Annotated in this window: 20 protein-coding genes and 1 pseudogene; 2 read left to right on the forward strand and 19 right to left on the reverse strand. The window is 38.0% G+C overall.

The genetic code is table 11. The annotated features are described in order from the left end of the window. Position 1 precedes the first annotated feature (1 nt). The 9 genes from N824_RS12605 to N824_RS12645 form a co-directional block, all read right to left on the reverse strand. Entirely contained in the window at positions 2–547 is a 546-nt protein-coding gene (locus tag N824_RS12605) for a phage tail protein (RefSeq protein ID WP_048905511.1), read from the reverse strand. Positions 548–558: 11 nt separating this feature from the next. Then, positions 559–993 carry a phage tail protein gene (locus N824_RS12610; RefSeq protein WP_048905512.1) on the reverse strand — a complete coding sequence of 145 codons (435 nt, stop codon included), beginning with the start codon at positions 991–993 and terminating at the stop codon, positions 559–561. Between the two features lie 37 nt (positions 994–1030). Further along, on the reverse strand, positions 1031–2605 hold the full coding sequence (locus tag N824_RS12615; RefSeq protein WP_048905513.1) for a phage tail sheath C-terminal domain-containing protein: 1575 nt from the start codon (positions 2603–2605) through the stop codon (positions 1031–1033). Positions 2606–2621: 16 nt separating this feature from the next. Continuing rightward, positions 2622–3548 (reverse strand): hypothetical protein, encoded by a 927-nt coding sequence (locus N824_RS12620; RefSeq protein WP_048905514.1) that lies wholly within the window; start codon positions 3546–3548, stop codon positions 2622–2624. A gap of 136 nt (positions 3549–3684) precedes the next feature. Beyond that, on the reverse strand, positions 3685–4296 hold the full coding sequence (locus tag N824_RS12625) for a DUF4255 domain-containing protein (RefSeq protein ID WP_048905515.1): 612 nt from the start codon (positions 4294–4296) through the stop codon (positions 3685–3687). Between the two features lie 21 nt (positions 4297–4317). Continuing rightward, entirely contained in the window at positions 4318–4968 is a 651-nt protein-coding gene (locus N824_RS12630) for an FkbM family methyltransferase (protein WP_048905516.1), read from the reverse strand. Continuing rightward, positions 4969–5724: a capsular polysaccharide synthesis protein gene (locus N824_RS12635; protein ID WP_048905517.1), complete on the reverse strand. Its 756-nt coding sequence runs from the start codon at positions 5722–5724 to the stop codon at positions 4969–4971. Positions 5725–5739: 15 nt separating this feature from the next. Beyond that, positions 5740–7923: a glycosyltransferase gene (locus N824_RS12640; RefSeq protein WP_048905518.1), complete on the reverse strand. Its 2184-nt coding sequence runs from the start codon at positions 7921–7923 to the stop codon at positions 5740–5742. Between the two features lie 150 nt (positions 7924–8073). Beyond that, positions 8074–8592: a UpxY family transcription antiterminator gene (locus N824_RS12645; RefSeq protein WP_048905519.1), complete on the reverse strand. Its 519-nt coding sequence runs from the start codon at positions 8590–8592 to the stop codon at positions 8074–8076. A gap of 335 nt (positions 8593–8927) precedes the next feature. On the opposite strand from N824_RS12645, the gene N824_RS12650 reads away from it, so the two are divergent. Next, a complete protein-coding gene (locus tag N824_RS12650) occupies positions 8928–9287 on the forward strand; it encodes a transposase (protein WP_048905520.1) in 360 nt (119 codons plus the stop codon). Positions 9288–10484: 1197 nt separating this feature from the next. Here N824_RS12650 and N824_RS12660 read toward each other — a convergent pair. From N824_RS12660 to N824_RS12670, 3 genes are all read right to left on the reverse strand, one after another. Then, the gene (locus N824_RS12660) at positions 10485–11027 is read right to left on the reverse strand and encodes a CHRD domain-containing protein (protein ID WP_048905522.1); all 543 of its coding nucleotides are present in this window, start codon (positions 11025–11027) and stop codon (positions 10485–10487) included. A 156-nt stretch (positions 11028–11183) separates the two neighbouring features. After that, complete coding sequence (locus N824_RS12665) at positions 11184–12230, reverse strand: DNA topoisomerase IB (protein ID WP_048905523.1); 1047 nt, start codon at positions 12228–12230, stop codon at positions 11184–11186. A gap of 22 nt (positions 12231–12252) precedes the next feature. Next, positions 12253–13008 carry a Ku protein gene (locus N824_RS12670; protein WP_048905524.1) on the reverse strand — a complete coding sequence of 252 codons (756 nt, stop codon included), beginning with the start codon at positions 13006–13008 and terminating at the stop codon, positions 12253–12255. Between the two features lie 294 nt (positions 13009–13302). Between N824_RS12670 and N824_RS12675 the strand changes: the two genes are divergently transcribed. Continuing rightward, positions 13303–13653 carry a helix-turn-helix transcriptional regulator gene (locus N824_RS12675; protein WP_048905525.1) on the forward strand — a complete coding sequence of 117 codons (351 nt, stop codon included), beginning with the start codon at positions 13303–13305 and terminating at the stop codon, positions 13651–13653. Positions 13654–13710: 57 nt separating this feature from the next. On the opposite strand, the gene N824_RS12680 is transcribed toward N824_RS12675, so the two are convergent. The 7 genes and pseudogenes from N824_RS12680 to N824_RS12705 all read right to left on the reverse strand — a co-directional run bounded on the left by N824_RS12680 (position 13711) and on the right by N824_RS12705 (position 25174). Continuing rightward, positions 13711–14394, reverse strand: a complete 684-nt coding sequence (locus tag N824_RS12680) for a DUF3823 domain-containing protein (protein WP_048905760.1) — start codon at positions 14392–14394, stop codon at positions 13711–13713. Between the two features lie 7 nt (positions 14395–14401). Beyond that, positions 14402–16282, reverse strand: coding sequence for a RagB/SusD family nutrient uptake outer membrane protein (locus N824_RS12685; protein WP_048905526.1), 1881 nt, complete (start codon positions 16280–16282; stop codon positions 14402–14404). A 4-nt stretch (positions 16283–16286) separates the two neighbouring features. Beyond that, complete coding sequence (locus tag N824_RS12690) at positions 16287–19085, reverse strand: SusC/RagA family TonB-linked outer membrane protein (protein ID WP_161662310.1); 2799 nt, start codon at positions 19083–19085, stop codon at positions 16287–16289. After that, positions 19043–19576: pseudogene (locus N824_RS30240) on the reverse strand (carboxypeptidase-like regulatory domain-containing protein). The gene N824_RS12690 and the pseudogene N824_RS30240 overlap by 43 nt, the downstream one beginning before the upstream one ends. A 582-nt stretch (positions 19577–20158) precedes the next feature. Then, positions 20159–22492 carry a bifunctional YncE family protein/alkaline phosphatase family protein gene (locus tag N824_RS12695; protein WP_084498304.1) on the reverse strand — a complete coding sequence of 778 codons (2334 nt, stop codon included), beginning with the start codon at positions 22490–22492 and terminating at the stop codon, positions 20159–20161. A 1-nt stretch (position 22493) separates the two neighbouring features. Continuing rightward, a complete protein-coding gene (locus N824_RS12700) occupies positions 22494–23294 on the reverse strand; it encodes a hypothetical protein (RefSeq protein WP_052334126.1) in 801 nt (266 codons plus the stop codon). Between the two features lie 98 nt (positions 23295–23392). After that, positions 23393–25174 (reverse strand): metallophosphoesterase, encoded by a 1782-nt coding sequence (locus N824_RS12705; protein ID WP_048905527.1) that lies wholly within the window; start codon positions 25172–25174, stop codon positions 23393–23395. Between the last annotated feature and the right edge of the window lie 15 nt (positions 25175–25189).

Consider the following 25189-nt stretch of genomic DNA (forward strand, 5'->3'; position numbering starts at 1 on the left):
TCTAAAAACTTACAGATCCAGAGATACCTCCGCTTATTGCGCCCCCAACGGCGCCTACAGCCCCCATTAACAAATCATCGAGCCCCATAGGTTTAAAATACTGGTAGGTTAACTCTAATGTTTCTACTACCATTGTATTTTGTTCTGCATTGAATTCAGAGATATCAATTTTGGTTGGGTAGGCATTAAAAACATGCCATACGTTTAGCGGTATGTGACTATCGTTCAATAAACTCACAAGAATGTTTTTTGGCTGAAAATTAAAATTTTCGATGCTGTCCCGACACCAGTGACTTACAAAAGACCCTAAAAACAATCCGCGTTTCAATACCAGTTTGTTGTACTGCGGAACGCCGGGAAACTGATGTTTAAACCTGTTCTCCCCGCCTTCGGCCACAGTTTCTGTTGTAATACTTGCACTTAATCCGCTTACACTTTGGAAACGCACATCCTGAGGCGTTTGCGGGAACATTTCAAATACAACAAGAAAATGAAAGCCAACAGGTGGATAGATTAATCCATCAATGATACCACTGATTAAACTCATAATATTATAGGTTAATCACCATTTTGTATAGTAAGTCCTTCATGGGCCAGATCAAGTTGTTCAATAGCAACTTCACTTCCGTCAGCCTTTAGATCTGTACTTTGTATTTTAATTGGAAAGGCGTTCTTAATTTTCCAGGTTACTACAGGTTCATGATTTTCATTAAGTAGTTTTATAACTACATCCCGCCTTTCAACAGTATTAAGACTTATCGTGTTTAACCATTGATAGAACTCATTATCTGCAGCAAAAACCCCTCTTTTTAGTGTGATGTTGCTAAATTCCCTCATACCGGGCATTTTAATTTTACTGAATTCTGGCGATGCTCCGTCACGATATTCAATCAGTTTGTTTTCGATATTTAATCCGCTTACTTCCGTAAAGCCAATTTTGGTTCCGCCCCAGTCAACCTGGAAATGAAACTTTGGTAGTGGATAAGTTGCCATTTTATTTTGTTTTAGATGAGCTTTTAAAGCTGATTAATTAAGATTCCTGAAGTTTGTGAGAGAATTTGAGAATGATAAACTCTGCCGGACGTACTACGGCCATGCCAATTTCAATATTCATTCTGCCCTCCAATATGTCAAGTGCGGTCATGGTTACACCTAAACCAACCCTAACAAAAAATGCGTGTTCCGGTTTAGCACCTGCGAGCGCTCCTGCCCTCCATTGTTTAATTAGGAAGTTTTCGATCATGGCCCTTACCCTCACCCAGGTATTGGCATCGTTTGGTTCAAAAACAACCCATTCGGTCCCTTTTTTGATAGATTCTTCTGCAAAAATGAAGAACCTGCGCACTGGGACATACCGCCATTCATTGTCATTGCCCGCCAATGTCCTGGCTCCCCAAACCATCACTCCCTTACCTGTAAAATACCTTATCGCATTTATTGATTTACCTGAAGTAGGATCAACATTTAATGACATTTGATCCTGATGAGAAATCTTTAACGATGCCGCATTTACATAAGATAGTGAAACATTGGCAGGTGCTTTCCAAACACCTCTTGAGCTGTCAACAGCAGCATAAATACCTGCAATTGCTGATGAAGGTGGCATAACAATGGTTATTTTTTGAAGCTGGAGCTTGATAAGATTGTAGAGTTCTGTATTGCCCGTAACTGCTGGTGGAGTAACAGGTGATGTTGGTACGGTTGCAGGAGGTTTCTGAAGATTAAGACCTGTTTTTATGGATTCTTTTAAAGTAGACAGCGGATTTAGAATACTTGCCAGGCTAATATTTCCCGGATCACTAGCAGGAGTTTCGACAGTTTGGGTAGTTGTTACTCCTCCAGCAACCGTTTTGTAAATTACGTTTACGTCATTGTCTTCAAAGCGATAGTTTAATATCGTTTCCAGATAAGGAAAATAAGCAGCGCCATATTTTATCAAATCCAGGTTGCTGCCCAAGGTTGCAGCATTTCTAAAATCATCCGCTGAGCTGTTAATGTCGTTAGGGGTGCCCTTTTGCTGTATTACATCAATAATCGTAAATCTGTCCTGAAGTAGAAAACATTGATTTAGAGCCTGATTAATCAGTGAATAATAGCTTGATGAATCTAAAGAAGGTCCATCAGGGAAAAGCAGTAAAGTAGGCTCATCAACTTTTGCAATTGCATCTAAACCTTCTTTAAGTTTCCCAGACGCAATATCCGCGTCAGAAGGGGCTGAAGAAGGATATTGGCCGACTGACACTATGTAACACGGACCTCCTCCATTGGCGAAATACATCTGCAGCCCATAGTATAGTTTGAACCTTGAACTCGTTGCGGCTGCCTTATCAATTGAGATTGTTCTTGCAACTGAAGAATCACTATTGGTAGTGTCTGTAATGGTTACAGTAAATGCTGTTTCCTTCTGGGCCAGACCAAACAATTGTTCATATTCTAGCAATGAACTAATTCGCTGGGGTAACAGCGTAAGATCTTTACCGTTAAAAGTTGCTTTCTCAGTATAACCGATGAATGCGGGAATAGCAGTTTCCACTTCAGCTACGGAAGGTGGAAACGTTGGGATCTCACGTATATAGACCCCGGGGGTTTTAAATACATCTGCCATGTTGGTAGGTTTTTAATTAGATTGTGATTAAAATATCTGAGAAAGTATCAGAACCTTCTGTTCTTATGAGATTTAAAGGAGGATTTGGTAAATTGGCTATGATCACTTTATTTGTGCTGTCTGTCAATTTAATCCCCGTAATTGGTTCTTGTTTAAGTGGTAATACATTGTTGGAAGTAAAAATAAATTTACCTGGTGGTGAGCTTCCCAGCAATGTAAAATCTATAGATGAACCATTCGTTTTAGCTACATTTATTGTTGTTATCGACGAGTTATATTGTTTGGTAATGATATATCTCCATTTTGTTGAGCGATTTGTAAATGGAATTTTATAATTTTTTGTGCTGATCGAATGATCATTATTTTGAAATTGATAGGCTGAACTCAAATTGCCTTTGTAAAAAATTTCGATTACTCCAAATACATCAGAAATTTCACGGGGATTGATTGAATAAAAAGATGCCTTTTCGGTCCCTTCAATTAAAAAGCGCGTCCGACCTCCGGTTGACTTATTAAGATCAAAAGAAAAATTATATACGTTATTGGAGTTATCCAGTTGTTGCTGTAAACTTTCACCGCTGTCTAAAAATTCTAGTTTTCCGGTTTGAGTTGCAAGATTACTATTATGGACAAAAGAAAAGGCATTACTTACAAATGGAATTAAATCATCTTCAGAGACAATTTTTTTGGTTTTATTTGCAACAAGTAATGGTTCACTTGCTAATAAATTTGAGCTCAGGTTATTGAAGTAGTAATGACTACCAGCCGGTTTGATGGTATTGAGGTCAGTAATGTTTTCGAACAGATTGTTTTTCAGCTTAAGCAGAAAAGTAAACTTAGTCCCTTCTGCCAAAGGATTTTTTATGATATCCAGGCTATCCACCTTTGCATACAATTTTCCGCCAAAATCATCTGGCAGAAAACGCAATCCCAGTGATTTCATAAGTATGACACAGTTTTCAGATGGCTGTAAAGTTATATCAGGACATTTGCCCGAACGATAAAAGGTATGGGGAAATTCCACTGAAAAAAGTGCTTTATATTTTATTTTTATCATTAGAAAAAGATTTCAGATTAACTTAATTGTCGCTAATGGTAACTTCTGTAATTGGAGGTGCTTCCATTTTAGGTTCAAGATCAATGAAGCTCATGGTTCGGATTTTATAAATTACATTAGGCATATACTTTGCACCAAGTGCTGCCCAAAGGTTATTTTGTTGTTCAAAAGTGATAGGATGTAAATTCACCAGCAAACGACCTACTTTTTGCCATGGTTTGTCGTTATCAACCTTTGCATTGATACCCGGATACTTATCACTATCAAAAACCTGGTTGCCTTGGAAAAATGAAATTACATAAGATAGTAATCTTAATGCGGTAGAATAGTTATTCGCGAAGACAGAAAAAATAACGAATACATTCAAGTTAACCGGAGGATTAATTATTTGAATTTTATCATCTGTTTTCCGATAGTTATACTGGGCATCAGAAATTCGGTCTTCTTCCAGGTTTACCAACGTTAAAATTATCTTAGATACCTCACCCCCGTCTGATACGACAGCAAATGTTCCGTCTGGAGTCATCAATGACGAGATAATTACAATGTCTTCATTTCCGAAGTTTGTTGCATCCTTGCGTTTAAGATAAGCATTGAGCTCATCTGATAAAAATTCAAGTGCTGTGCGTAACATGTCTTTATATAAAGTGTAACCTCAATTCTTTGAGTAAACAAACTGTCTGGCGGCAGAAATATCAGGGTTAAATAGTAGATTATAGCCGTAGTCTTTTAACTTCTGATGATTAAAGTTATCTGTGTGGGTTTCAATAATGATCGTCTGTATCTTTCTTAGATCGTCTTCTTTTGAAGCTTCGATCAGAAATTCTTCGTAACCCTCAATGTCGAGCTTCAGTATGAAAACGTCCCTGTCAAGTTCATTGATAAAAGAAAATAACCCAACAGATTCTACAGATAAAAAATCATTTGAATTCGGTATTGATGTCCATCGCCCGCTCCAGTCGGTTTGATCGGGTGAGTAGAGATTTAACATTCCATTGTTTATCGAAACGGCCTTATTCAATGCCTGAATTTTCCCAAACCTTTTCGCATTTTCATTTAAATACCAAAAGCTATCTGGGTTTGGTTCAAAAGAAATAACATCAACATTTTTCAGATGCTGGGCACACATTATCGAAAATGCCCCGATGTGCGCACCACAATCAATTACATAACTCTGTGTTAAAGGTTCGATAGGAGCAAATCGGCTTTTAATACAGTACATATCCTGGTCAATAACTTCCGGAATAACCCATCGATCATCATCAGTATCTTTTCTATAAACAATATTTAAAAGATCATTCATCATTTATCTGTTAAGCAAGGTGGAATTTGTTTTTTTACTGGCTTCTGAGGTTCTTAATAAGTAGCTGAAAAAAGTATCGTTATCTAGAATGTTTGGGTATTGATTTTCTTCCAGATAACCCCTAACCATATTAGCAGAAACCATATAACAATAGGAACTTGGATTGAGCATATTCTGGTGCTCATCATCGCTGGCCCTTTGAAAAAATGCTGAAGGATTGCTCCAGCAAATAGGTTGAATCTGTTCAACCTTTAGTTCATACCATGAGGCTTTTCCCTCGTTTAAAGTGGCTGTTAAGGCTTGAGAACCAATTGTTAGCCATTCGATTGGTTGTCCGGATCGTAAGATTTGACAAACACGATTATAATAACCAGAGGCAATATCGCTATTGAATGATGCCCCCATAAAATTATTTGTAACCTCTCCAGAGCGTTCCCGGTAACCCATAAACTCGTACATATTCAAAATATCCATCAAAGGTTGGAGTGGTTTAATTACAACACAATCAGAATCGACCCATAGTCCGCCAAATTTCTTAAGCAAAAATGCCCTGATGAAATCAGCCCGATGAGCGACATATAAATCGCTAATTTTAATGTCCAGATCAACATCCCGCAATTCATTAAAGCTTTCTGGGGTTAGTAACTGTACATTGTTTACATGTGCAAATACTGTTTTCTGGCAAGCCTTGATCCAGTCCGGAAGCTCGCCTTCCCAATATAGCCATACTGGTAAGTTTTTGTTTTTAAGATTGGCCATCTTTGTTGGAATGCTTTAATTCACCTTCTTTAAAACGAGTAAAGAATCTGTTAGCTGGAATTTTTGATAATTCTTCTTTGAAATAAGTTCATTTGCAAATGCCATGACATCAGGGAAATAATCGGCAAAGTCATGAAATGCCAGGTAGCCGCCAACTTCTATCCACGATGCAAACTGTCTGAAATCATTTGAAATATTTAAATAGTCGTGTAAGCCATCGATTAACAATAAGGAAATCTGGGCGTTCCATTTTACATTTTTGGATTCATCAACTATTGGAATCACTGTTTCGGATAAATTGGCCTTTTCAATATTTTTTTTGAAATGAGCTAAAGATGGCTCGAATTGTTGCAATCCCTGATCTGCAGAACCTAATATTCCATTATGCGGATCAATAGAATAAACTTTTAGACTATCTGATATTGATTTGGCCAGCTTTCCGAGCAGAATTGTTGCTTTTCCGTGGTAGCTTCCAACCTCAACTAAATGTCCATTTGGGAATTCATTGCAAGCTTTTAATCCGCAAGCAAGTAACAATTCTGCTTCACCTTCGCTTAACCATCCCTCAATTTGCTTAATTTCATTTAACACCTGTGCAGGTAAGAATAATGACTGTTTATCATCTTCTTTATGTATTTCTTCGGATTTTTGTATGTAATTACTTAAATGCTTTCGGGCGTATTTTCTAAGGGTATCATCGTATTTGCGATTTATTGGATGCACCCAAAAAGCGTTAGGATCGTTAAAAGCACAATCTAAGTCTTGTGTGGTATAAGGTTGTTTGTAATTAACAAAATCATGGCAGCAGGGGTTCAATTCTATCTCGTAGCCAAGCAAACTCACCATCGTTGGCAATATGATCTCTTCTGTTGCCCATATTTTTGTATGGTTCATTATGTTTTGAAGAATATTGTTTGTTTTAAAAAGCTTAACCAGATCCTTTACTGCATCATAAGTAAACACTGTTGAGGGCCAAAAAGACCAGTGAACAAATTTGCTTTCACCATCTTTAAAAGTTTTAAGCAATGGTTTCCATAAATCATATTCTTTAAATGCCTGAATAGAGGTGAAAACATCGGAGTTATTTGCAGTTATGTGTTCTGGTCGATTTGATAAAAGCCCGATATTACTTTTCTGAGAAAAGAAATCTGACATAAAAGCCGAGTATTCTGGCTGCAGACTTAATTGATCAGAATCTACAATTGTTAAGATATCAAAAGAAAAATTATCCAGTGCAAATTGCATACATTCAAGCGCAAAGTTATGTAGGTAACCATGCGCTACCGAGACAACAGTTTGGTTTACTATAGCCCCAAATTCCTCGAAAGGAAATGAACAAGACTTTAATTTAAGATCAGCATTACTGTTAAAAATAATGATGCTGGAAGAAGGGTCTTGAAAATGCAAATTGCGAACCATATCAATTACACAATCTAAACTTTCATGTACCAAGCAAGCATAAATATTTTTTAATTGTTTTCTTGCAATTGTTAAATTCCTTTTGTCTACAACAACTTGATCATGTTTTGGGTAATAATTTAAATCTAAATTCATTATTCGCTCTATATCCACCACCGGATAAGGGTACCACCATTCACCGGAAGTTTTTTTCAGGCTAATATTCTGATCATGTATCATGTGGACAGACATCTTGGAATCTGTAAGTGCGGTTACTTTTTCGGGCGCGGCAGCCCAAACAAATAAGCCATCAACACCTACATTTATATCTTTATATTGATTCTTTTCCCAGTAAGACCGCTGATAACAAAGCGAACTTCCGAGCAGCCAGTTACGTTGATTTGGAGGATATTTATATTGAAATGCCTCTTTCTTTAACAGATCGTAATAGAGTAAATTATTTATTCCACAAATATCAGCGTTGCGCTCTTTCAGCTCTTTTACCTGATAATTTATTCTATAGTCAGCATACCAGTCATCATCATCCCAATTAACTATTATACTACCAGATGCGTGTGTGCACGCTAAATTAAGCTTTGCACCTAAAGACACCTGATGGTCCAGGCGAATGTATTTTATATTATCAGCCATTGGGATTAGGTCCTGTACACAATCAGAGCCATCATCAATTACAATTAACTCTTTATTTTGATATTCCTGCCTTTGAAAATATTTGATGGCATGCGGAATAAAATACCTCCTGTTAAAGGTTGGCATCACACATGTAACAAGTGAAAGCATATGGAGGAATTTTTCAGGCCCAAGAGGAAATTGTAAAGCTTCGCTAGAGGTTTGTCACAATAACACCCTTATAATAAGTTCAGTAAATTCTGAAAACTATTTAATTTATATACTAATAAAGCTAAACCCTTTATAAACGAACATCAATAGTTAGTTATAACTATTTTTGTCGACCACTTTTCTTAAACTGGATGAGCAAACTTCAATAGACAGTGATTGGTTTATGGAACTTAAATGAACTCCAAGACGCTGCTTTCCTCTTTTAAAGAATAACTTTCCTTGCAAGCCCGTAAAAGGTCCATCTACAATCATCACTTCATCACCACTAACAAGATTGGATTCTATTTCAAAAACCATTGTTTCAAATTTCATTATGTTAGAAATTTCATCCTCAGAAACCATCGCTGGTTTACCCTCAAAAGTTATAAATTTTAATACGCCTCCTATTTTTAATAACCTAAACCGTTCCCTTTCTGTTGAATTAATGAAAACGTAATTTGGAAACATAGGCACTTTTATTTCTTTTTTACGGTCGCTCCATTGCCTTATTACATTTTGTAAAGGCAAATAAGCTTTTATCTTCTTCCTGGTAAGTTCGTTATAGATTTTCTTTTCGAGATTGGGAAAGGTATAAACGATATACCAGTTATTTTTTAATACATTTTCCATAGCATAATATATTAGAGAGATATTTTTGATGATAGAGATAATAATTACCTCGTATAATAAAATTGGTAATATTTAATTGGTGATGAAATAGTTATTTATAATCATTTATAATCACTTATAATGATTACATGAACACTAAAAGTGTTTTTTTGACTACTAGCAGGTCTACATATTTCTTTTTGTTAAATATCTTTGATTAGAAGATGACTAAATTTTCATGACGCTGCTCCAATTAATTCTAATTCTTCGATTCTATTAACCCTTAAAATACCATATGCTATTATATTGAAACGTCCCTAACGTTCAACCAAATATTATCTAAAACGACTAAAGTTATGGAACATAACGCCGGAGAAATCGTTGAACTAGCTGTTCGACGACAAAATGTGAATATCAGCGAATTATCCAAGCGCTTAAATGTAAACAGACGGACCTTGTATAATTGGTTTAGACAAAAGAAATTGCATACTGATGTAATTCTAGAAATAGGTAAAGCTATCAATTACGACTTTTCAAGTGATTTTGAAGGAGAATTAAAACAATTAAACCCCAATGAGGACCTAAGGTCCCTTAAAAAAGACTTTAATTCTGAACATCCAGATTCCGTTTATTATTGGATGGAAAAATACATTGCCTTACTTGAAGATTATAAAAGGTTGGTTCGAAAGGATTCCACCCATAACATGCTATCGTAACAGGACAATATCTGAAGATATATTCAGCTTAGATAAAATTCATCCCTTTAATCTAAAAAGAGTTATGTTTCGAATTAAAAGAACTAACCTGACAAATGCCCTTTCTCTGGGATTACTTAACTGGTTTACAATTGGTCTACTTGTATTTGGTATTTTAATAGCGATCTTTTTCGGTACCAGCTCTTCCGGCAAGGCTACCATTTTTATGTGGATGTTTGCTTGCCTTCTGGGTAGCTGCGTGATAGGATTTCTGTTCGGCATCCCAAAAATCCTTCAGCGTCCGGTGGTTCCTGATGTTAATGCCAGCACTACTCAACCCAACTATCAACAACAAGTTAATTCCAATTTAACCGAAATTTCTGACTGGTTAACCAAAATTATAGTGGGATTAGGGCTGGTAAATCTTACTAATATTCCTCCTTACATATATTCCGCCGCAAAAATTTTGGCAAATGGCCTTAGTGATCCAAAGGGGACTTCTGAAGATTTATCCCTGGCTTTTGCATATGCGATTATCATAGGTTATACCTGTTTTGGTTTTCTTTTTGGGTACATCACCACCCGTACTTATTTGGCTGGCGTATTTTCTGAAGCAGATCAGAATGCACTTTCCAGGATTGCAGAAAAGGCCGATGAAACTGCGGGTAAGGCGCAAAGCGCACTCCATAAGGCTGAGCTGGCGTTAACAAAACCCCTTGAAGTATATACAAATGAAATCCTCTCGCCAGATGAGCAACTTCAGCGGTTAATAGAATCCTATAATCATGTTAGAAATAGTTTCCCTGTTGGTAGNAGCYRMACAAGCAAAACTACTGAGATCATAAAAGCAATGATGGATTTGGTTTCGTCTTTAATTGATTTCGATGTCACTGCTGCACTAAAAAGTGTAGACAATGGGCAGAGACTGAGTGGATATGCGTTCTTATATATGAAACCTAGCATCGAATATGTAGACCCGCTGGTTGATGCCATTATAAGTGACCCTACGGCGTTTGGACAATATTGGGGAATACAGGCATTAAGAACCATTGTCAATGCTGAGGAGACCTATAAATTTGATAACAGCAGTTATAAGAAATTAAAGAATTATTACGATAAACTTAAAAATSNAYACNCKWTCSCNASAYNAYGMNTYWKSMRAKSTTMKTCAACTTWAAAAAGAAACTGCCCGGATCATATTCAGGGCAGTTTCTTTTTTTAGTATCCACCACCACCGCCATTGTTTCCTCCATTGCCGGTACTGGCAGCAACAAGAACTATGTTGCCTCTTATCTCGCCACTTGTAAAATCTGAACTATGGATATTAACGTACCATTTTCCAGATAAAAGCTGACCGATCTCCGCAGTGTTCAGCATTCTTGTAGTTCCTGTAAGTGTACCTGAACTGGCAGTGCTAAAGCCAGGGATTTCAATTACGATTGGGGAACTGGTTGAGTTTGATCCATTTTCTGCTCCATGAAAGTGCATGCCTGTAGTTGTTGCAGTAGCAGATCCAAGCTGCCATGTAATGGTATAAGCAATCGTTTTTGACTGCTCACTGTAAGTGATGTTTGCCGTGCCCATTCCTGTTGTAGTAGCCACAGGGACCTCATTAGAACCGTTTAGCTGGACGGTAGCCGTATAAGTTCTGTAGTTAACATCAGGCCCATTGCTTTTCTTTTTACAGCCCGAATAAAGAACTAACAGGATGACGGCCATAGCAAGTACAACAGAAAAGAATTTTACAGAATAAGTTTTCATTGTAAGTAATTTAAATGATCAATTAATTACTCCGATTGACAGTACATTAGAGGGCGATAACTTTGATGAACGTTTAGAATCGCCCTGTCATCATCGCTTCACTATCTAATACGCAACCATTTAAAAAAGGTTGCCTGATTCTTTTACTTAATTCAGCTAATTCTGTTTTTTTGAGTATTTAAGAAAGGATAGTAAGACCTTTTCATCCTTTTCCAATAGCTTATTTGTTGGATTCGTTAATATGCTTACCCGTTTTAACCACTTATGGAGCGCATCATTTTTATGGGCTTCCAAAAGTAAGGGATAAACATATGAACTTTTACAAACTGCCCTGGTATTTCCTAATTTTTTAGCAACGGAATCCAATACTTGTATTTCCGTTTTCGCTTTAGAATATCCATCCTCAGTTTTCAGACAAGTTGCAAACTGTCTTAGCGCTTCCAGAGTTCCTCCCCAAGTCCTAAAATCTTTGGCAGTAAAATCATTGCCTGTAATTTCTTTAATGTATTGATTAATTTGACCCGACTCGATACTCCTACGCATTCCATCAGCAGTATAAAACTGAAAAAGTTCCTGTCCGGGTATATCTCTGCATTTTTTTACAAGCTTCGATAAACGCCGGTCTGTTAAAGCCATTGTATGCCTTACCCCTTTCTTGCCCACAAAACTTAGATGTAGTGAGTTCCCTTTAATTTTAACATGTTTATCTTTTAGCGTACTTAGACCGAAACTGCCATATTTTTGCATATAACTTTTTCCGCCCACTCTCAATAATGTCTTTTGTAATAGATCCACACAAATAGCCAGAACTTTTTGTTCATCCAGATCCTTACGTTTTAAGTCTCTGTTAATTTTTTTCCTGGCTTCAGGCAATGCTTTGCCAAATTCCAGCAGCCTAAAATATTTATGTTCAGATCGTCTTTTGGTCCATTTACTGTGATATCTATATTGTTTCCTATTGGCTGCATCAATCCCCGTAGCCTGCAAATAGCCATTAGACCTAGGACTTATCCAAACTGATGTCCAGGCCGGAGGTAATACAAGTGATTTTATCCGTTGTAATTGATTTTCATCCTTTACCCTGTTACCATCACTGTCTTCATAATGAAATTTACCTGGTTTCCCTTTTCTGTAAATCCCAGGCATGGCATCAGTTACATATACCAGGCCGTTTTCTTTAATTATGCTTTTAGTTTCCACCATAACTCTTTCTAAACTAGGCTGTTTATTTCTTAGTAAGGCTTTCCATTAATTGGCTGTAAAGATCATCGCTACTTGCTGTTTTAGGCTGCATTTTCTTAATAATTGGTCGCTTACCCTTAGCTTTTATAATGGCTAAAAGCTCAACCCAATGTTCATCTTTAAATGAACTGATGTCAAAATCACCGCTATATTGAGCGATTAAAGCCATACCAATCTCCAGCTCTTTGCTGCTTGTCGTTTTTTCTCCTTTAAGCTTAACTTCTTTTGTGCTTCGAATTTCTTCCTCGAACCGGATTTTAGTAATTACCAATACCTCATCCATAGGATGAATAACGCATAAGTTCTCCGTATTTCTGAATACGAAACGAGCTACTCCAACCTTTTTGGATTTAATAAGGGCACTTAAAAGTAATGCATATGGTTTTTTTCCCTGGCTTGCAGGTTGTGTATAGTACGAGGTTTCGTAATAAATTGGATTGATTTCACTGATATCAACAAAACGTTCGAGCTCAACTACCTTGGTCTTTTCCGGACTTGCCTCCTCAAAATCTTTATCATTAAGCACAATATATTTTTCATCAAGCTGGTACCCTTTTGCTATTTTTTCATAGGGAACTTCTTTAGCGGTATTTTCATTAACTCGTTTATATTTTATCCTCGCATGGTCTCTTTCATCCAGCATATCGAAATCAAGATTGCTGTTCTGTACGGCCGAGTATAGCTTTACAGGGATGTTAACCAGGCCAAATCCAATAGCGCCTTTCCAAATAGATTTCATAATAGATGTTTTTTAGTCTTTAACTGTCTGGTTAACAACTTTGAGATAGGAATGTTTAGATTGTCCCTGTAAAACCAATAATGCTAATTACTGCTATGTAAATTTGAACATCAAAAGGGAGTTTTTGACAATCAACAGGTTGCCTGCGTGTAGGTTCATTCGATACTTTTGATTCAAAGATGCCTAATTCTTTCATATTGCCGCTCTAACTACCTCAACCCGTTTCCCAAAACACTTAGGCTCCTTCATTAAAACGTCCCTAGCGTTTAGTCTGACTTATCTAAAAACGATGTTATGGAACATAATGCAGGAGAAATTATTGAACTCGCAGTGCGGAGACAAAATGTAAATATTAGTGACCTCTCCAGACGTATGCACGTTAATCGAAGGACATTATACAATTGGTTTAAACAGCGAAAATTGCATACCGATGTGATCATTGAGATAGGAAAAGCCATAAATCATGATTTTTCAGCTGATTTTCAGAATGATTTCAGAGGTTTGGGCTCTGTATCTGCTTATAAAGATGAATCCTCATCAAGTCACTCAGATTCTGTTTATTACTGGATGGAAAAATACATTTCACTTCTAGAAGATTATAAGAAATTGGTACAAAAGGGAAGCCATCAGAAAACATTGTCATAATATAAAATTGAAGTAAAAAGTAGCGAAGGATTAGGACGCTACTTTTTACTTACATAATTATTTAAGCTGGATTTTTTCTGGCATTGAATAGGCAAGTTCTCCAACTCCTGCTATTTTTACACCTACCCGAACATATACTGCATCGGCATTTGATAATGAAGCCGGAATCACAACATTCATCGTAAGTGGCTGATTAATGTTTGGAATAGCGGAAGCAGCAATTGTCGTAACGGCATTTTGATTAGCATCATCGATAAGGGCTGTTTTAAAGACATATAATTTGACGGATTCAGGCAAATTTGTGGTGTTTACAGTCTGTAAATTGATTGTAGCAGTTACGGTTGTACCAGTTCTCTGATACGAAACGGTCTTAACGAATGTATAAGGTGTTACCGGAACATCAATAATTGTATTACCGCTTACTTTAACGTCAATTGAATCCGTATTATTAATCCAGGGCCCTACTCCTCTTAATCTGGTTAATTTATAATCGCCATCAAACAGTAAGGCAGAAAAAGAACCATCTTGTGCGACATATACTGGAATTTTTGTAAAGAAATCATAGCCATGTTGCCATAATTCCAGCTGTACCCCATTTGATCTGACACCAATGGCCTGACCCTCATAAACAACTCTACCTGTAAGTAAAGATTTTGGTGCGGTGTAATTGTCTTTCTTACAACCTGAAATCCCTGCTGAAAGGATAAACAGCAATGAATAAATATATACTTTCATTTTCATAACCTGATTAATTAAATGGATTTTGAACAATTTTTGGATTGTTGTTTATTACATTCTGATCAAAAGATGAGTAGTAATTAAAAATTTGGAAAAAACGTGGCGACCTAAACCTGGGCGCTGTCATTTTTACAAATACATATTTACCGTCGCGAGCTGCATCGCCAGGGCGAATTATACGGTATGGATACAAGGCCGATACTACTGCATCAGGACTATCTGAATTACCGGTCCAAACTTTATCTGCCTGTCTCCAGCGTTTTAAATCCCATAAGCGATGATCCTCAAAAGCCAATTCATTTCTGCGCTCATTTCTGATTTTATTAATGGTTAGGGTTGCGCTTGTCAGGCTGTTTGTACCGAAACCAGCACGTTGTCGAATTAAATTTACATAAGTTAAGGCGTCGTTTGTTTGTCCGAGTTCAAATGCGGCTTCAGAGGCGTTCAAATATACTTCTCCTAAACGGAACCATACCCACCAGACATCACTTTGAATCCCCCTTGTAGAGGCTCCACCGTTTGCATCTATATACTTGCGAAGATAGAAGCCGGTGTTTGATACTTCTTGGATAGACCTATGAGGGCCAGAAGCAGCAATTAGGGGTTTGTTATCTGTATAGTTTGTTCCAAGATCGGGGCCTTCAACCGTTTGATATGAATTTGTTGCAGTATTCCATACCATAACACCAGCCTGCATATCCACTGTTAAGCCTTTAAATGGTGCACCAGGATAAATTATTGTTCCATATAGCCTGGCATCTTTACCTGCAAACACATCGGTGGTATGATCATAATATATATAATCAGTGTTTCCTGCATTTCTGGTTTTGAGTTTCCCCTCAGACCCGTCTAGATATTCATAATTTTCTACCAGATTTAAAGAAGGTGTAATATTGGACGAACTTAAGTTGTCCTCGCGTATGCCCCGGGCAATATTATCGTAGGTAAAACCGTGTTTCTTAGCTTTAGTGGTTAGGAAATCACGTACAAAGATGACCTCCGGATTATTTGTTTTCTTTACAACGGCCTCATAAAAGTTCTCTCCCAGATTCGGATTGCTCGTGTATAAGGCATACGGACCAGCTATAACTTCTTTGGACGCTTCCAATGATTTTTGAAAGTATTCGTTAGCTCGGGCTGCAGGTATACCTACTTCTCCTCCGGTTGTAGTTATAGTTGGAGTTAGCAAAGCATTGTATTTGGCAATAGAGCCAGCATATAACATGGCCCTGCTTTTCAATGCCATGCAGGTATACTTATTTGCTCTTCCTTTACTGCCATCATTAGCGATATCATTTTTAACCGCATCAAGCTCAGAAGCAATGAAATCATATACTTCTGCTTCTTTTGCACGGGGTTGTTGCAGATAAGTAGGATCTCCTTCAAAATTATAGATTAATTGAGTGGTAATTAATGGGACCCCTCCCATCCTTTTTACCATTTCGAAATAAAGATAAGCCCTGATAAATCTGAATTCTGCTTTCAATTGAGTTCTTTGAACCTCACTAAGCGTTGCAGCACCAAATTTATCCACATTCTCTATAGCCAAATTAAGATCTCGAACAAAACCATAATCGTATAGTCTCCAGCGGCCTCTGTCGTAGCTCACAATATTGTTTCGTCCCTCCTCGTTGGAGAATCCTGACCACATGGCATCATCGTAATCAGCCATATTTCTCCATTGTGAACCTGCCTGGTCGGTTAAACCCATATCAGTAGGAATACGGTTATAATAATTTGCAAGCAGTCCTATTATTAGTTTTGGATCTTTCCATAATTGATCGTCTGTAACGATCGTAGTCGGCTCCCTTTCCAAATAGTTCTTTTTACAGGAGCTAAAACTTAGCAGGAGAACTAAGCTGAATATTATATATTTTGATATATTTTTCATGATACTATAGTGTTAAATTAAGCCCTAGTGTATAGATCTTTTGTTGAGGATAAACCAATCCATTGCCCGCTGAAATCTCAGGGTCAATTTCGTATTTCTTTACATTGTCGAAAGAGAATAGATTTGAGCCATTTACATAAATTCTTAAGGCAGAGATATTTACTTTTTGCAATAGGGTTTTAGAGAAAGAATAACCCAATTCCAGATTTTTCAATCTTAGATAACGGATATTGGTCGTCCAGAAATCATTTCGGTTGTTACCACTAAGCGGGCTGGTAAAAACAGATAGGCCTGTGTTGTCTTTCCTTAATGCAGGATATGTTCCCGGGATCCATTGACTATTGGGGTTATATGGGTCTTCTCTATGCCAACGATCTGTCAGCATATAAGCAGGTGAGTTTCCATTATTTTGAAACGGAAATTTCAATTCCCAATCTCTAAAATAGGTCTGCATTCCTGCGCCCATCAGATCAAATGCAAGTGATATGCCTTTCCAGGTAATACGTCCGTTTATGCCGTAATTAAAATAAGGCAAAGCACCTTCAGCATATCCAATAGGCTTTATGTCCATGGCGTTGATAATACCATCACCATTTAAATCCTCGTAAATTAAATCACCAGGTAAGAGCGTTCTGTTACCTTGTCCGTCTATGTTAACCTGGTAGTCATTAATTTGTTGTTCAGATTGGAACCGTCCTAATATATGATGTCCCCAATTCACATTTTGCCACCGGCCAGTTCTATCGTTTCTATACTGATCGTAAGAATTTCCAAAACGAGGTTTGTATATATAATCGTCTTTAGTTCTGCCGAATGTTGCATTACCGCCTATTGAAAAATCAACCTTACCAATTGAGCTACTATAGGTAATAAAACCATCAAATCCCTGAGTAACATCTGAATTTAAATTTTCGGGCGGCAAACTATACCCTACCTCGTTTGGCAATACTACATCATAGCGAGGAGCAGGAAAGCCTGAACGTTTACGTCTGAATAAATCAAATTGTCCTGTAAAATGTTTGAATATGGTAAAGTCCACACCTACATTTGACGTTTTATTGGTTAACCATGAAATAACGGTAGTGGGCAGCCCTCTTGGTGCCACACCATTATAAAACGTACCATCAAATACAGCATTTCCGGCGTTGACGTTATACCCGCCCAAATACGCGAAGGGATTAGGTGAATAATAATTACCACCGCCATCTTGTAAAGATGTTCCTGTTTCGCCATAAGAGGCTCTGAATTTTAAGTCATTAATGCTTTTAGAAAAAATCTTCTTAAAAAAACTTTCTTCCGAAATACGCCAGCCTACAGACACGCCAGGAAAAAATCCAAAACGACTGCCCGAACGATAAAGAAATGAACCATCATATCTACCAACAGCCTCAACAAGGTATTTTTTCTTATAATCGTAATTTAACCTCATCGCATATCCTTCAAAAGCCTCTTCATAATGTGAATCACCTATGTAATCCAAATCAGCAAATACCTGTGTAGGAATAATATTGTTTGGCGGAACAGAGTGTAATGCCAGGTAATCATTAGTGGCATCTTTGCGTTCAAATGCAACTAAAGCAGCTATGGAGTGATCTTTTATTTGTTTGGTATAGTTTAATTGAAACTGCGCAAACTTGGCTACAATATTTCTCTTATGTCTTTCTCTCCATGGATTTTGGTTACCATATAACGCGCCGTTTGGAGCTCTGTCATTGTAGGTATCTGTAGCCGCGTCATAAATATATGCAGGATAGGTATATTCAAACCCATCAAAGTCTTCATTACTATAATCATACGAATACAATGCCTTTGCAGTTAAGCCAAAACCAAATTCGTACTGTGCATTTAGTTTAGCGCCAGCTCCTCGGGTAATGTTGTCAATATAGCCGGTTATGTCCTTTGAATAAGTTGCGGGGTTAACGTTTACATTGTGCGTTTGGTTAATATACAGGGGGTTGTTGTTAGCGTAAGCGGTTTCTGTGGGCCACATACTGCCAATACTAAGTAAAGGGTTAAAGTAATCGTCCAATCCCGGAACCCCTACATTATGCCTGTTTTCTATCCTGCCACTGATTTGAGCTCCAACTGTAAAACCTTTTAAGACAGTACTGGAAATATTCGCCTGAAGGTTGGTACGGTTAAAATTGAAATCTTTAAGTGCAGCTTCCTGATTAATATGACCCAGAGATAAATAATAGGTTGATTTATCAGATCCGCCTGAAGCATTTGCTGTTATAAATTGTTGCGGAACGTTGTCCCTTACAATAAAAGCATAATAGTCGTTATTTTGATAACCGGGTTCTGTTCCTGCTTCCCATTTGGCCAATTCTTGTGGAGAATAGAGATCTGCCGGATTACGACCAAGATTTTGCTCAGATTCTAAACGGCCTCTTACGTATTGTCCTGCATTTCCAGGATATGGATAACGGGAGAAATTTTGAAAACCATAATAGCTGGAAAGTCCGAAGGTAGGCTTGTCACCTCTTCTTCCCTTTTTAGTGGTCACCAATACCACACCATTCCCTGCAGCCAAACCATATATGGAAGCCGAGGCATCTTTAAGTACCGTTATGCTTTCAATATCATCTATTCCTAGCTGGTTAAATGCATTAACCCCTGAAATACCTGTATTAAAGCCGAACCCATCGCTACCATTACTCGTACTGTATGCCACTCCATCTATAACATACAAAGGATTTCCGAGGTTTCTGATCTGTAAATTGGCACCATTTCCTGGTCGGGCGTCTGTGGTACGAGCCGTTACACCAGGAATTTTTCCTGCCAAAGCACTTGTAGCGGCCACAGAAGGCGATCGGACAATAYCWSAGRMSKSKATCGGACAATATCTGAGGCCTGTAAAGTGCTGATCGCCCCAGACACTGTTGCTTTCTTTTGCGTACCATAAGCAACAACAACAACTTCATCCAGGTCTTCTCCACCAGCAGCAACCATACGGACATTAATAACTTTCCGGTCGTTTACCGTGAATTCTTGATTTTTAAACCCAATGTATCGAAAAATAAGTACTGAACCTGATGTAGGAGCATTTATAGTATAGTTTCCATTAGCGTCGGTCTGAGTACCCGCATTGCCCCCTTTTAAACTAACCGTGACGGAAACTAAAGGCTTATTTTCGTCATCTGTGACCTTACCAGATATCATGGTTTGAGAGAATGCATTTACTGATGTAAATAGGGCCATCATTGCCATTAGAAATTTTAATTTAGGGTACCAACGGATACCCTTAGCTTGGATTCCAATTCCATGGAATACCTTAAGTAGTTTTCTGTGCATGATTTTTTTGGTTAGAGATTTATAGATTTAAAGGTTAATTAATTTGCAATGCGTGCTTCATTACCCAGAAATAGAATCTTAGCCTTAAGGGAAGTTATTTTGAATGCATTTCTGTCTATTACTCTCGCTTTATTTGAATAATATTGAAACAGGGTACTACATAGTACGATTAGGTAAATAATCATTCTCATTTTAGCCGTTCTTATATTTGGTGAGACAAATAAGCCGATTTTTATATCATTATTCTATCTTAATGTTGTCAGTTTCCGAGCTTATTTTGTCATAATGCTCTCTTTATGCCTTTGCGACAGCATAAAATTATTTTTGATATTTTGTAATTGATTATCAGTTGATTACTGAAATAAGAAGGGATGAAATGTGTAAAACGTAGAGAATGTTAAGAATATATTCCAAACAATTTCCATGATTTTGGCTTTTAGAATACAACAAACTCAAGATTTATGCGAAAAACAGAGACCAAAACAGACCTTCAAAAGTTCATAGAAAAATTTGAACCTAATAAATTTAAAATGTTGGCCAGAGGGATTGAGATCAGAGGCAATAACGACCTGCACCGAAGCATTACTTTTGCCAAGGAGCAGCATCCTCTTTCGCAAAATTAAATTGTTCAGAACGTTTGCTGCTTTCATTTACCGCAACGTTCCTGGTGTCCAGATCTATGAGTGGATGTTTTAACACATATGGAGTAAAATCGGGTTTATTCGTAAAACATTCAAATAACGGAGCTGCAGCAGCATCGTATTGGCTCATTGGCGGTAAACCTAGAATAAGCTCCATTGTTCTCAGAAATCCGGAAGTTGAATACATTGTGTGTATTACAGCATTCCTTTTAACATAAGGACCTATTAAAAACGCCGGTGAACGATGGGCATCTACATGATCGGGACCATTCTGAGCATCGTCTTCTAAAATGAAAACCACAGACTCTTTCCAAATTTTGCTATGAGATAGATGCTCCAAAACACGCCCTACTGCAAGATCGTTGTCAGCCACTGCTGCCAATGGCGATATTTTACCCTTTTTTTGTCCGCTAGTATGATCATTTGATATTCTAAGCGTGTTAAACTGGGGCACCTCTCCGACTGCTAGCAGCGAATCGAAATCATGTTGCCATGCATCTACCCTTACCTGATCTTTTATATCCATATCAAATCCGGGAGAGGCTGGGCACATGTGTCCCTGCAGCGATTTTATATTTGCTTTAGCAAAATCTCCAAATTCCCCATAGCTGCGATAAGAAATGCCGGCACGCTGGCAGTAATCCCATATAAACCCTCCTTTGGGATAAGTAACCGGGCGACCACCCTCAAAATTGGTAGTACCACCTCGACTTCCATAGCTTGTTGGCCATGTTTTTTCTATAACATCGGTTGCGTAGGCCGCCATGCTCCAATTATGTCCGTCAGCACTAACTTCCGCATCTACATAGAAATTGTCCAACAGCACAAACTGCTCAGCAAAGGCATGTTGATTAGGTGTAACGGATCTTCCAAAAAGACATAACGAAGAATCTCCGTTTCCTTTAGGAATGTCGCTCAATACCTGATCATAGGTTCGGTTCTCCTTAATGATATAAAAGACATGCTTAATAGGCGATGTTTCTCCCAATTTACGCGGAATAGGATTTCCTTCTTCACCATCTGCCGTTATCGTTTTTTTATCTGTAAAGGGAGTATTTGCATATACTTGTTTTGTATATTCCTTCAGCTGTTCAGCTTTTGGTGTTGGTATAAAAGATAAAGACCCTTTAAATAGTCCTGCGATGTATTGAAGCCTGCTGTTGGCAGTGCTCCCCATTTGATAGCCACTGTCATCAACCTTTGCGATAGGTTGAGGACCTTTTGGATTAGCCATAGAAGTATTTCCTTTCCCATTGCTCACAAGTATTTTAGATCCAAGTGTTTTCACATTTGTGGGGTACCATCCTACAGGGATAAAGCCCTGACTCAAACTGTTTCCAGGACGGCTAATGTCAAAAACTGCAAGACAGTTATTATCTGCGTTTGCAATATATAGCGTTTTGCCATTTGCACTTAGCGCAAGCCCGTTTGTAGTAGACCCAGTTAATTGTGTAGCATAGAGCGTTGTGGCAATTGTTTCGATGACTTTATTTGTGTTTGTATTGATAACCGAAACCGTATTGTCATTTGCATTGGCAACAAATAAATAATTACCCTTTTTATCCAGAAGCAATTCATTTGGATGGTCGCCTACGGGAATGATCCTGTCAATTTTTTCATTAGCTAAGCCAACCACAGCGACAGCGCGTCCACCCCATAAAGAAATATATAATTTACTTTCATCAAAAGAGAGCACACAACTATAAGCTATTGCTGGTAGCTGAACCTTTTTAAGGATCTTCTTCTCTGAAGGATTAATGATATAAAGGCAGCTGTCTTCTTTAGTTACAGTATACAATTTACTATTGTTACGATTGACAGCAATGCCAGCTGGGCTGATTTTACCTTTTGGCCAAACAGACCCAAGTTTTATCGTGTCGCTTTTCCCTAATTGATTAGCCTTCAGTTGAAAATCTAATATCCAGTTGTCATTGCCTCCTGAAGCATATAAATGTTTTTCATCTTTACTAAATGCTAATCCGTACCAGGATTTACTCATTACGCGTTCATCTATTATTTTTTCAGTTTTTGGATCAATCAACTGAAGGGTTTGGGTGCTTTGTCCATTATTGGTTACAGCAAGAAATTTCCCTGATGAACTTAGTTGCATATTTAAAGGTAAATCTCCTAACTCAATGGAACGACCGGCAGGAGTTAATTTCCACCCGTTAGGTAACAAAATCTGATTTGTTTGCCCAACTTTTCCTGGCCATTGTGCATAGGTACGGGTAATTATGATAAACAATACAAAAAATAGTACAGCTGATTTTTTCATTTTATTTGTATAGATTAAAATTAATTAGTGCTCTTAGCGTATACCCATTTCCAGAAGTACTTGTTCCTATTTCTCTAATGGCTTCTGAGGGAATAACATTACTTCTTGTTGCATAAAATACTGGCCCTCCAGAAACAGAAAAGGATAATTTTGAATGTGCAGGAACAAAATTTAAAGCCGGACCAATCATCAATTTTGCACCTCCTTCCGCCTCATCTTTTTCCCAAAAACCTTCCAGGTCCTGACCTATGGCTTCAAATCCTAAAAAACAAGTTTCGGAAATACGATGCTGAAAACCCAGACTGCTGATAAAATCGAGTTTATCTCTGCTACTCTCAAACGCCTTCTCAAAGCGTAGGTTCCCAATTGCCCGCCATTTACTTTGTTCAAATGACATTGTGATTCTGCTGATTGCAGATTTTACGTTAGACCAATCACGGCTTAATCCCAATCCGGCTCCCATCCTGAATCCCTCTGGGGCCTTGCCTCCAATTAGGTCACGTATTACTTCTGCCTGCTGCGAAGAAGTAATCCCGCCGCCGCGCGCAAATCCAATTGCGGCGGTTGCATATAAAGTAAATCGATTTCCTAAATACCCCTTAACACCAAATTGCTGGCCCAACCCGTCATAACCAAACTGGCCAATGGTATGCTCACCATAACTGCCTGAATAATGCAGATTCCAGTACGGTTTCCCGCCAGTAAGCGTATTTACCGAAAATAAAAATGGCTGAACCGGATTTTGCCCTAAAACTTTAAAGCCGGTTAAACAAAATAGGATTATAATTAAATTTCTTTTCATGTAATGGTTTGGTTAAACTTTAACTCATTCAATATTAGCGTTATACTTGAAAAGGAAGTCGCTTTTAGTATTATTTTTAGGTTAAATTTCGACATCATTTATTTTACATATCCCCTAAGGATTGTTAACGCTGTTGCTTTGCCCTGATTTGCCTCAATAGTGTGATTATTTTGAAGATAAATTTTACCATCCCTGTAGACTGCCGGATAAGTTTTACCGTCTTTAAAGTAATTGCCTGGTGCCGGAAGATCTCCTGCTTTACCCAATTTTATAGACTGATTACGATCAATGATCCACTCTCCGGTAGAAGGACGAAACACAGCCATTTCAGCCCTCCCATCACCGTCATAATCACCGGGAACAGGAATATCACCTGGGATATGCTTTACCTGCAATGGGATGTTACCGAGGCTTGTTTGCCATAAAGAATTGTCTGTGCGGAATATGCCGACATCCAGCATTCCGTCTCCGTCATAATCTGCTGGAACAGGAATCCCATTTTTATGGCCAAAAACGATACTGTCAAGACCGTCAAAATACCAAGTAAGCCTAGATGGGCGATAAACTGCAAAATCTGCAAAGCCATCTCCATCATAATCTCCGCATACCGGAATATCACCCTTCTGTCCAAGGTTTATTACCTTTCCGCCCTCCAAATAAAATTTACCTTCTGATGGTCGGAACACTGCCAGATCAGTTTTTCCATCACCGTTATAATCTGCCGGAACAGCAATGTCTCCTTCGTTTCCGAATTTTACATCTTTTTGTCCGGCAATTTTCCAAATCCCATTGGAAAAGAATGCAATGTCAGTAGTTTGATCGTTATCGTAATCCTGATAACGGGCTATACTATTGTGGTGCAACCATGGTAAGGTGAACTCACTATCTGCATCTTTTTCTTCTTCACCTGTATAAGGTGAAAAAGTGCGCACACTAATCAAATCTTTTGATTTTGAAAATTTCATTAAACGCATCAATCCGTGCCCCCCATCCGAGCGACTTTGATAATCAGATAAAAACGATTTAATGATGTTTCCTGCATAACCATCCTGGCGATAACCTTCACCATTATCACCCACATGCCCTGACAAGGTCATCATTACATTTGGATAACTTTTTAAACGATCAAACACACGCTGGGCCTGTTTTGAAAATTTCGGAAAACCTTTTTCATTAGTCCCCCTTGTTTTATTAAAATGAATTATGGAGTGACTAACCAGAATGGCCCTGCGGTCGCTGTATTTCTCAAGTATCCCGGCCGCCCATTTGTTCATCCCTTCAATATCCTCTCCATAGGAGTCATATTCCAGAAAGATGCTGATAAATTTCACTCCTCCGCCCTCAAAGAGATCGAAATGGCTATCGTTGTTGTCTTGATAATGACCACCATACCATTTTTTATCCTTAAAATGAGATACGCCAAAATACTTGTTGTACTGATCTGTTTTGCCAGTTAAAGGATACTGGCTTTTTGTCTGATCATGATTCCCTACAGCCATACCGTAAGGAATGCCTTGCGGATAGCCTTGCAGAGGTTTTTCCAGAATATACATGGATTCTGAAGCATTTATCCACTGCTGCGGAAACCGCTCTCCATCATCAGAGATATCACCTAAATGGATTACATATTTAATATTCTCCTTTGCTGCATTTTCGACTATCCATTTAGTTTGTGCAGAGAACATTTCCTTTTTACCTCCATTTTTCTCTGAAGTGTAATATTGGGTATCAGGAATTACTGCAATTGAAAACTCATCTTCGCTTTCAGCAGTTTGATTTTGTTTGCCAGCTATACTGACAGCGCTGGTGGTCAAAACCATTTGTCCGATTAAGAAGAAACAGAAACCCCTTTTTAAAATATCTTTTTGAAATATTATCATGATAAAATTTAGTAT

It is taken from the genome of Pedobacter sp. V48 (assembly GCF_000523515.1).
Taxonomy (GTDB): Bacteria; Bacteroidota; Bacteroidia; order Sphingobacteriales; family Sphingobacteriaceae; genus Pedobacter.

Bases quoted from the DNA above. Each gene is read 5' to 3' on its own strand.
- N824_RS12605 (WP_048905511.1), bottom strand. From the start codon at position 547: ATGAGTTTAATCAGTGGTATCATTGATGGATTAATCTATCCACCTGTT.
- N824_RS12610 (WP_048905512.1), bottom strand. From the start codon at position 993: ATGGCAACTTATCCACTACCAAAGTTTCATTTCCAGGTTGACTGGGGC.
- N824_RS12615 (WP_048905513.1), bottom strand. From the start codon at position 2,605: ATGGCAGATGTATTTAAAACCCCCGGGGTCTATATACGTGAGATCCCA.
- N824_RS12620 (WP_048905514.1), bottom strand. From the start codon at position 3,548: ATGAAATCACTGGGATTGCGTTTTCTGCCAGATGATTTTGGCGGAAAA.
- N824_RS12625 (WP_048905515.1), bottom strand. From the start codon at position 4,296: ATGTTACGCACAGCACTTGAATTTTTATCAGATGAGCTCAATGCTTAT.
- N824_RS12630 (WP_048905516.1), bottom strand. From the start codon at position 4,968: ATGATGAATGATCTTTTAAATATTGTTTATAGAAAAGATACTGATGAT.
- N824_RS12635 (WP_048905517.1), bottom strand. From the start codon at position 5,724: ATGGCCAATCTTAAAAACAAAAACTTACCAGTATGGCTATATTGGGAA.
- N824_RS12640 (WP_048905518.1), bottom strand. From the start codon at position 7,923: ATGCTTTCACTTGTTACATGTGTGATGCCAACCTTTAACAGGAGGTAT.
- N824_RS12645 (WP_048905519.1), bottom strand. From the start codon at position 8,592: ATGGAAAATGTATTAAAAAATAACTGGTATATCGTTTATACCTTTCCC.
- N824_RS12650 (WP_048905520.1), top strand. From the start codon at position 8,928: ATGGAACATAACGCCGGAGAAATCGTTGAACTAGCTGTTCGACGACAA.
- N824_RS12660 (WP_048905522.1), bottom strand. From the start codon at position 11,027: ATGAAAACTTATTCTGTAAAATTCTTTTCTGTTGTACTTGCTATGGCC.
- N824_RS12665 (WP_048905523.1), bottom strand. From the start codon at position 12,230: ATGGTGGAAACTAAAAGCATAATTAAAGAAAACGGCCTGGTATATGTA.
- N824_RS12670 (WP_048905524.1), bottom strand. From the start codon at position 13,008: ATGAAATCTATTTGGAAAGGCGCTATTGGATTTGGCCTGGTTAACATC.
- N824_RS12675 (WP_048905525.1), top strand. From the start codon at position 13,303: ATGGAACATAATGCAGGAGAAATTATTGAACTCGCAGTGCGGAGACAA.
- N824_RS12680 (WP_048905760.1), bottom strand. From the start codon at position 14,394: ATGAAAATGAAAGTATATATTTATTCATTGCTGTTTATCCTTTCAGCA.
- N824_RS12685 (WP_048905526.1), bottom strand. From the start codon at position 16,282: ATGAAAAATATATCAAAATATATAATATTCAGCTTAGTTCTCCTGCTA.
- N824_RS12695 (WP_084498304.1), bottom strand. From the start codon at position 22,492: ATGAAAAAATCAGCTGTACTATTTTTTGTATTGTTTATCATAATTACC.
- N824_RS12700 (WP_052334126.1), bottom strand. From the start codon at position 23,294: ATGAAAAGAAATTTAATTATAATCCTATTTTGTTTAACCGGCTTTAAA.
- N824_RS12705 (WP_048905527.1), bottom strand. From the start codon at position 25,174: ATGATAATATTTCAAAAAGATATTTTAAAAAGGGGTTTCTGTTTCTTC.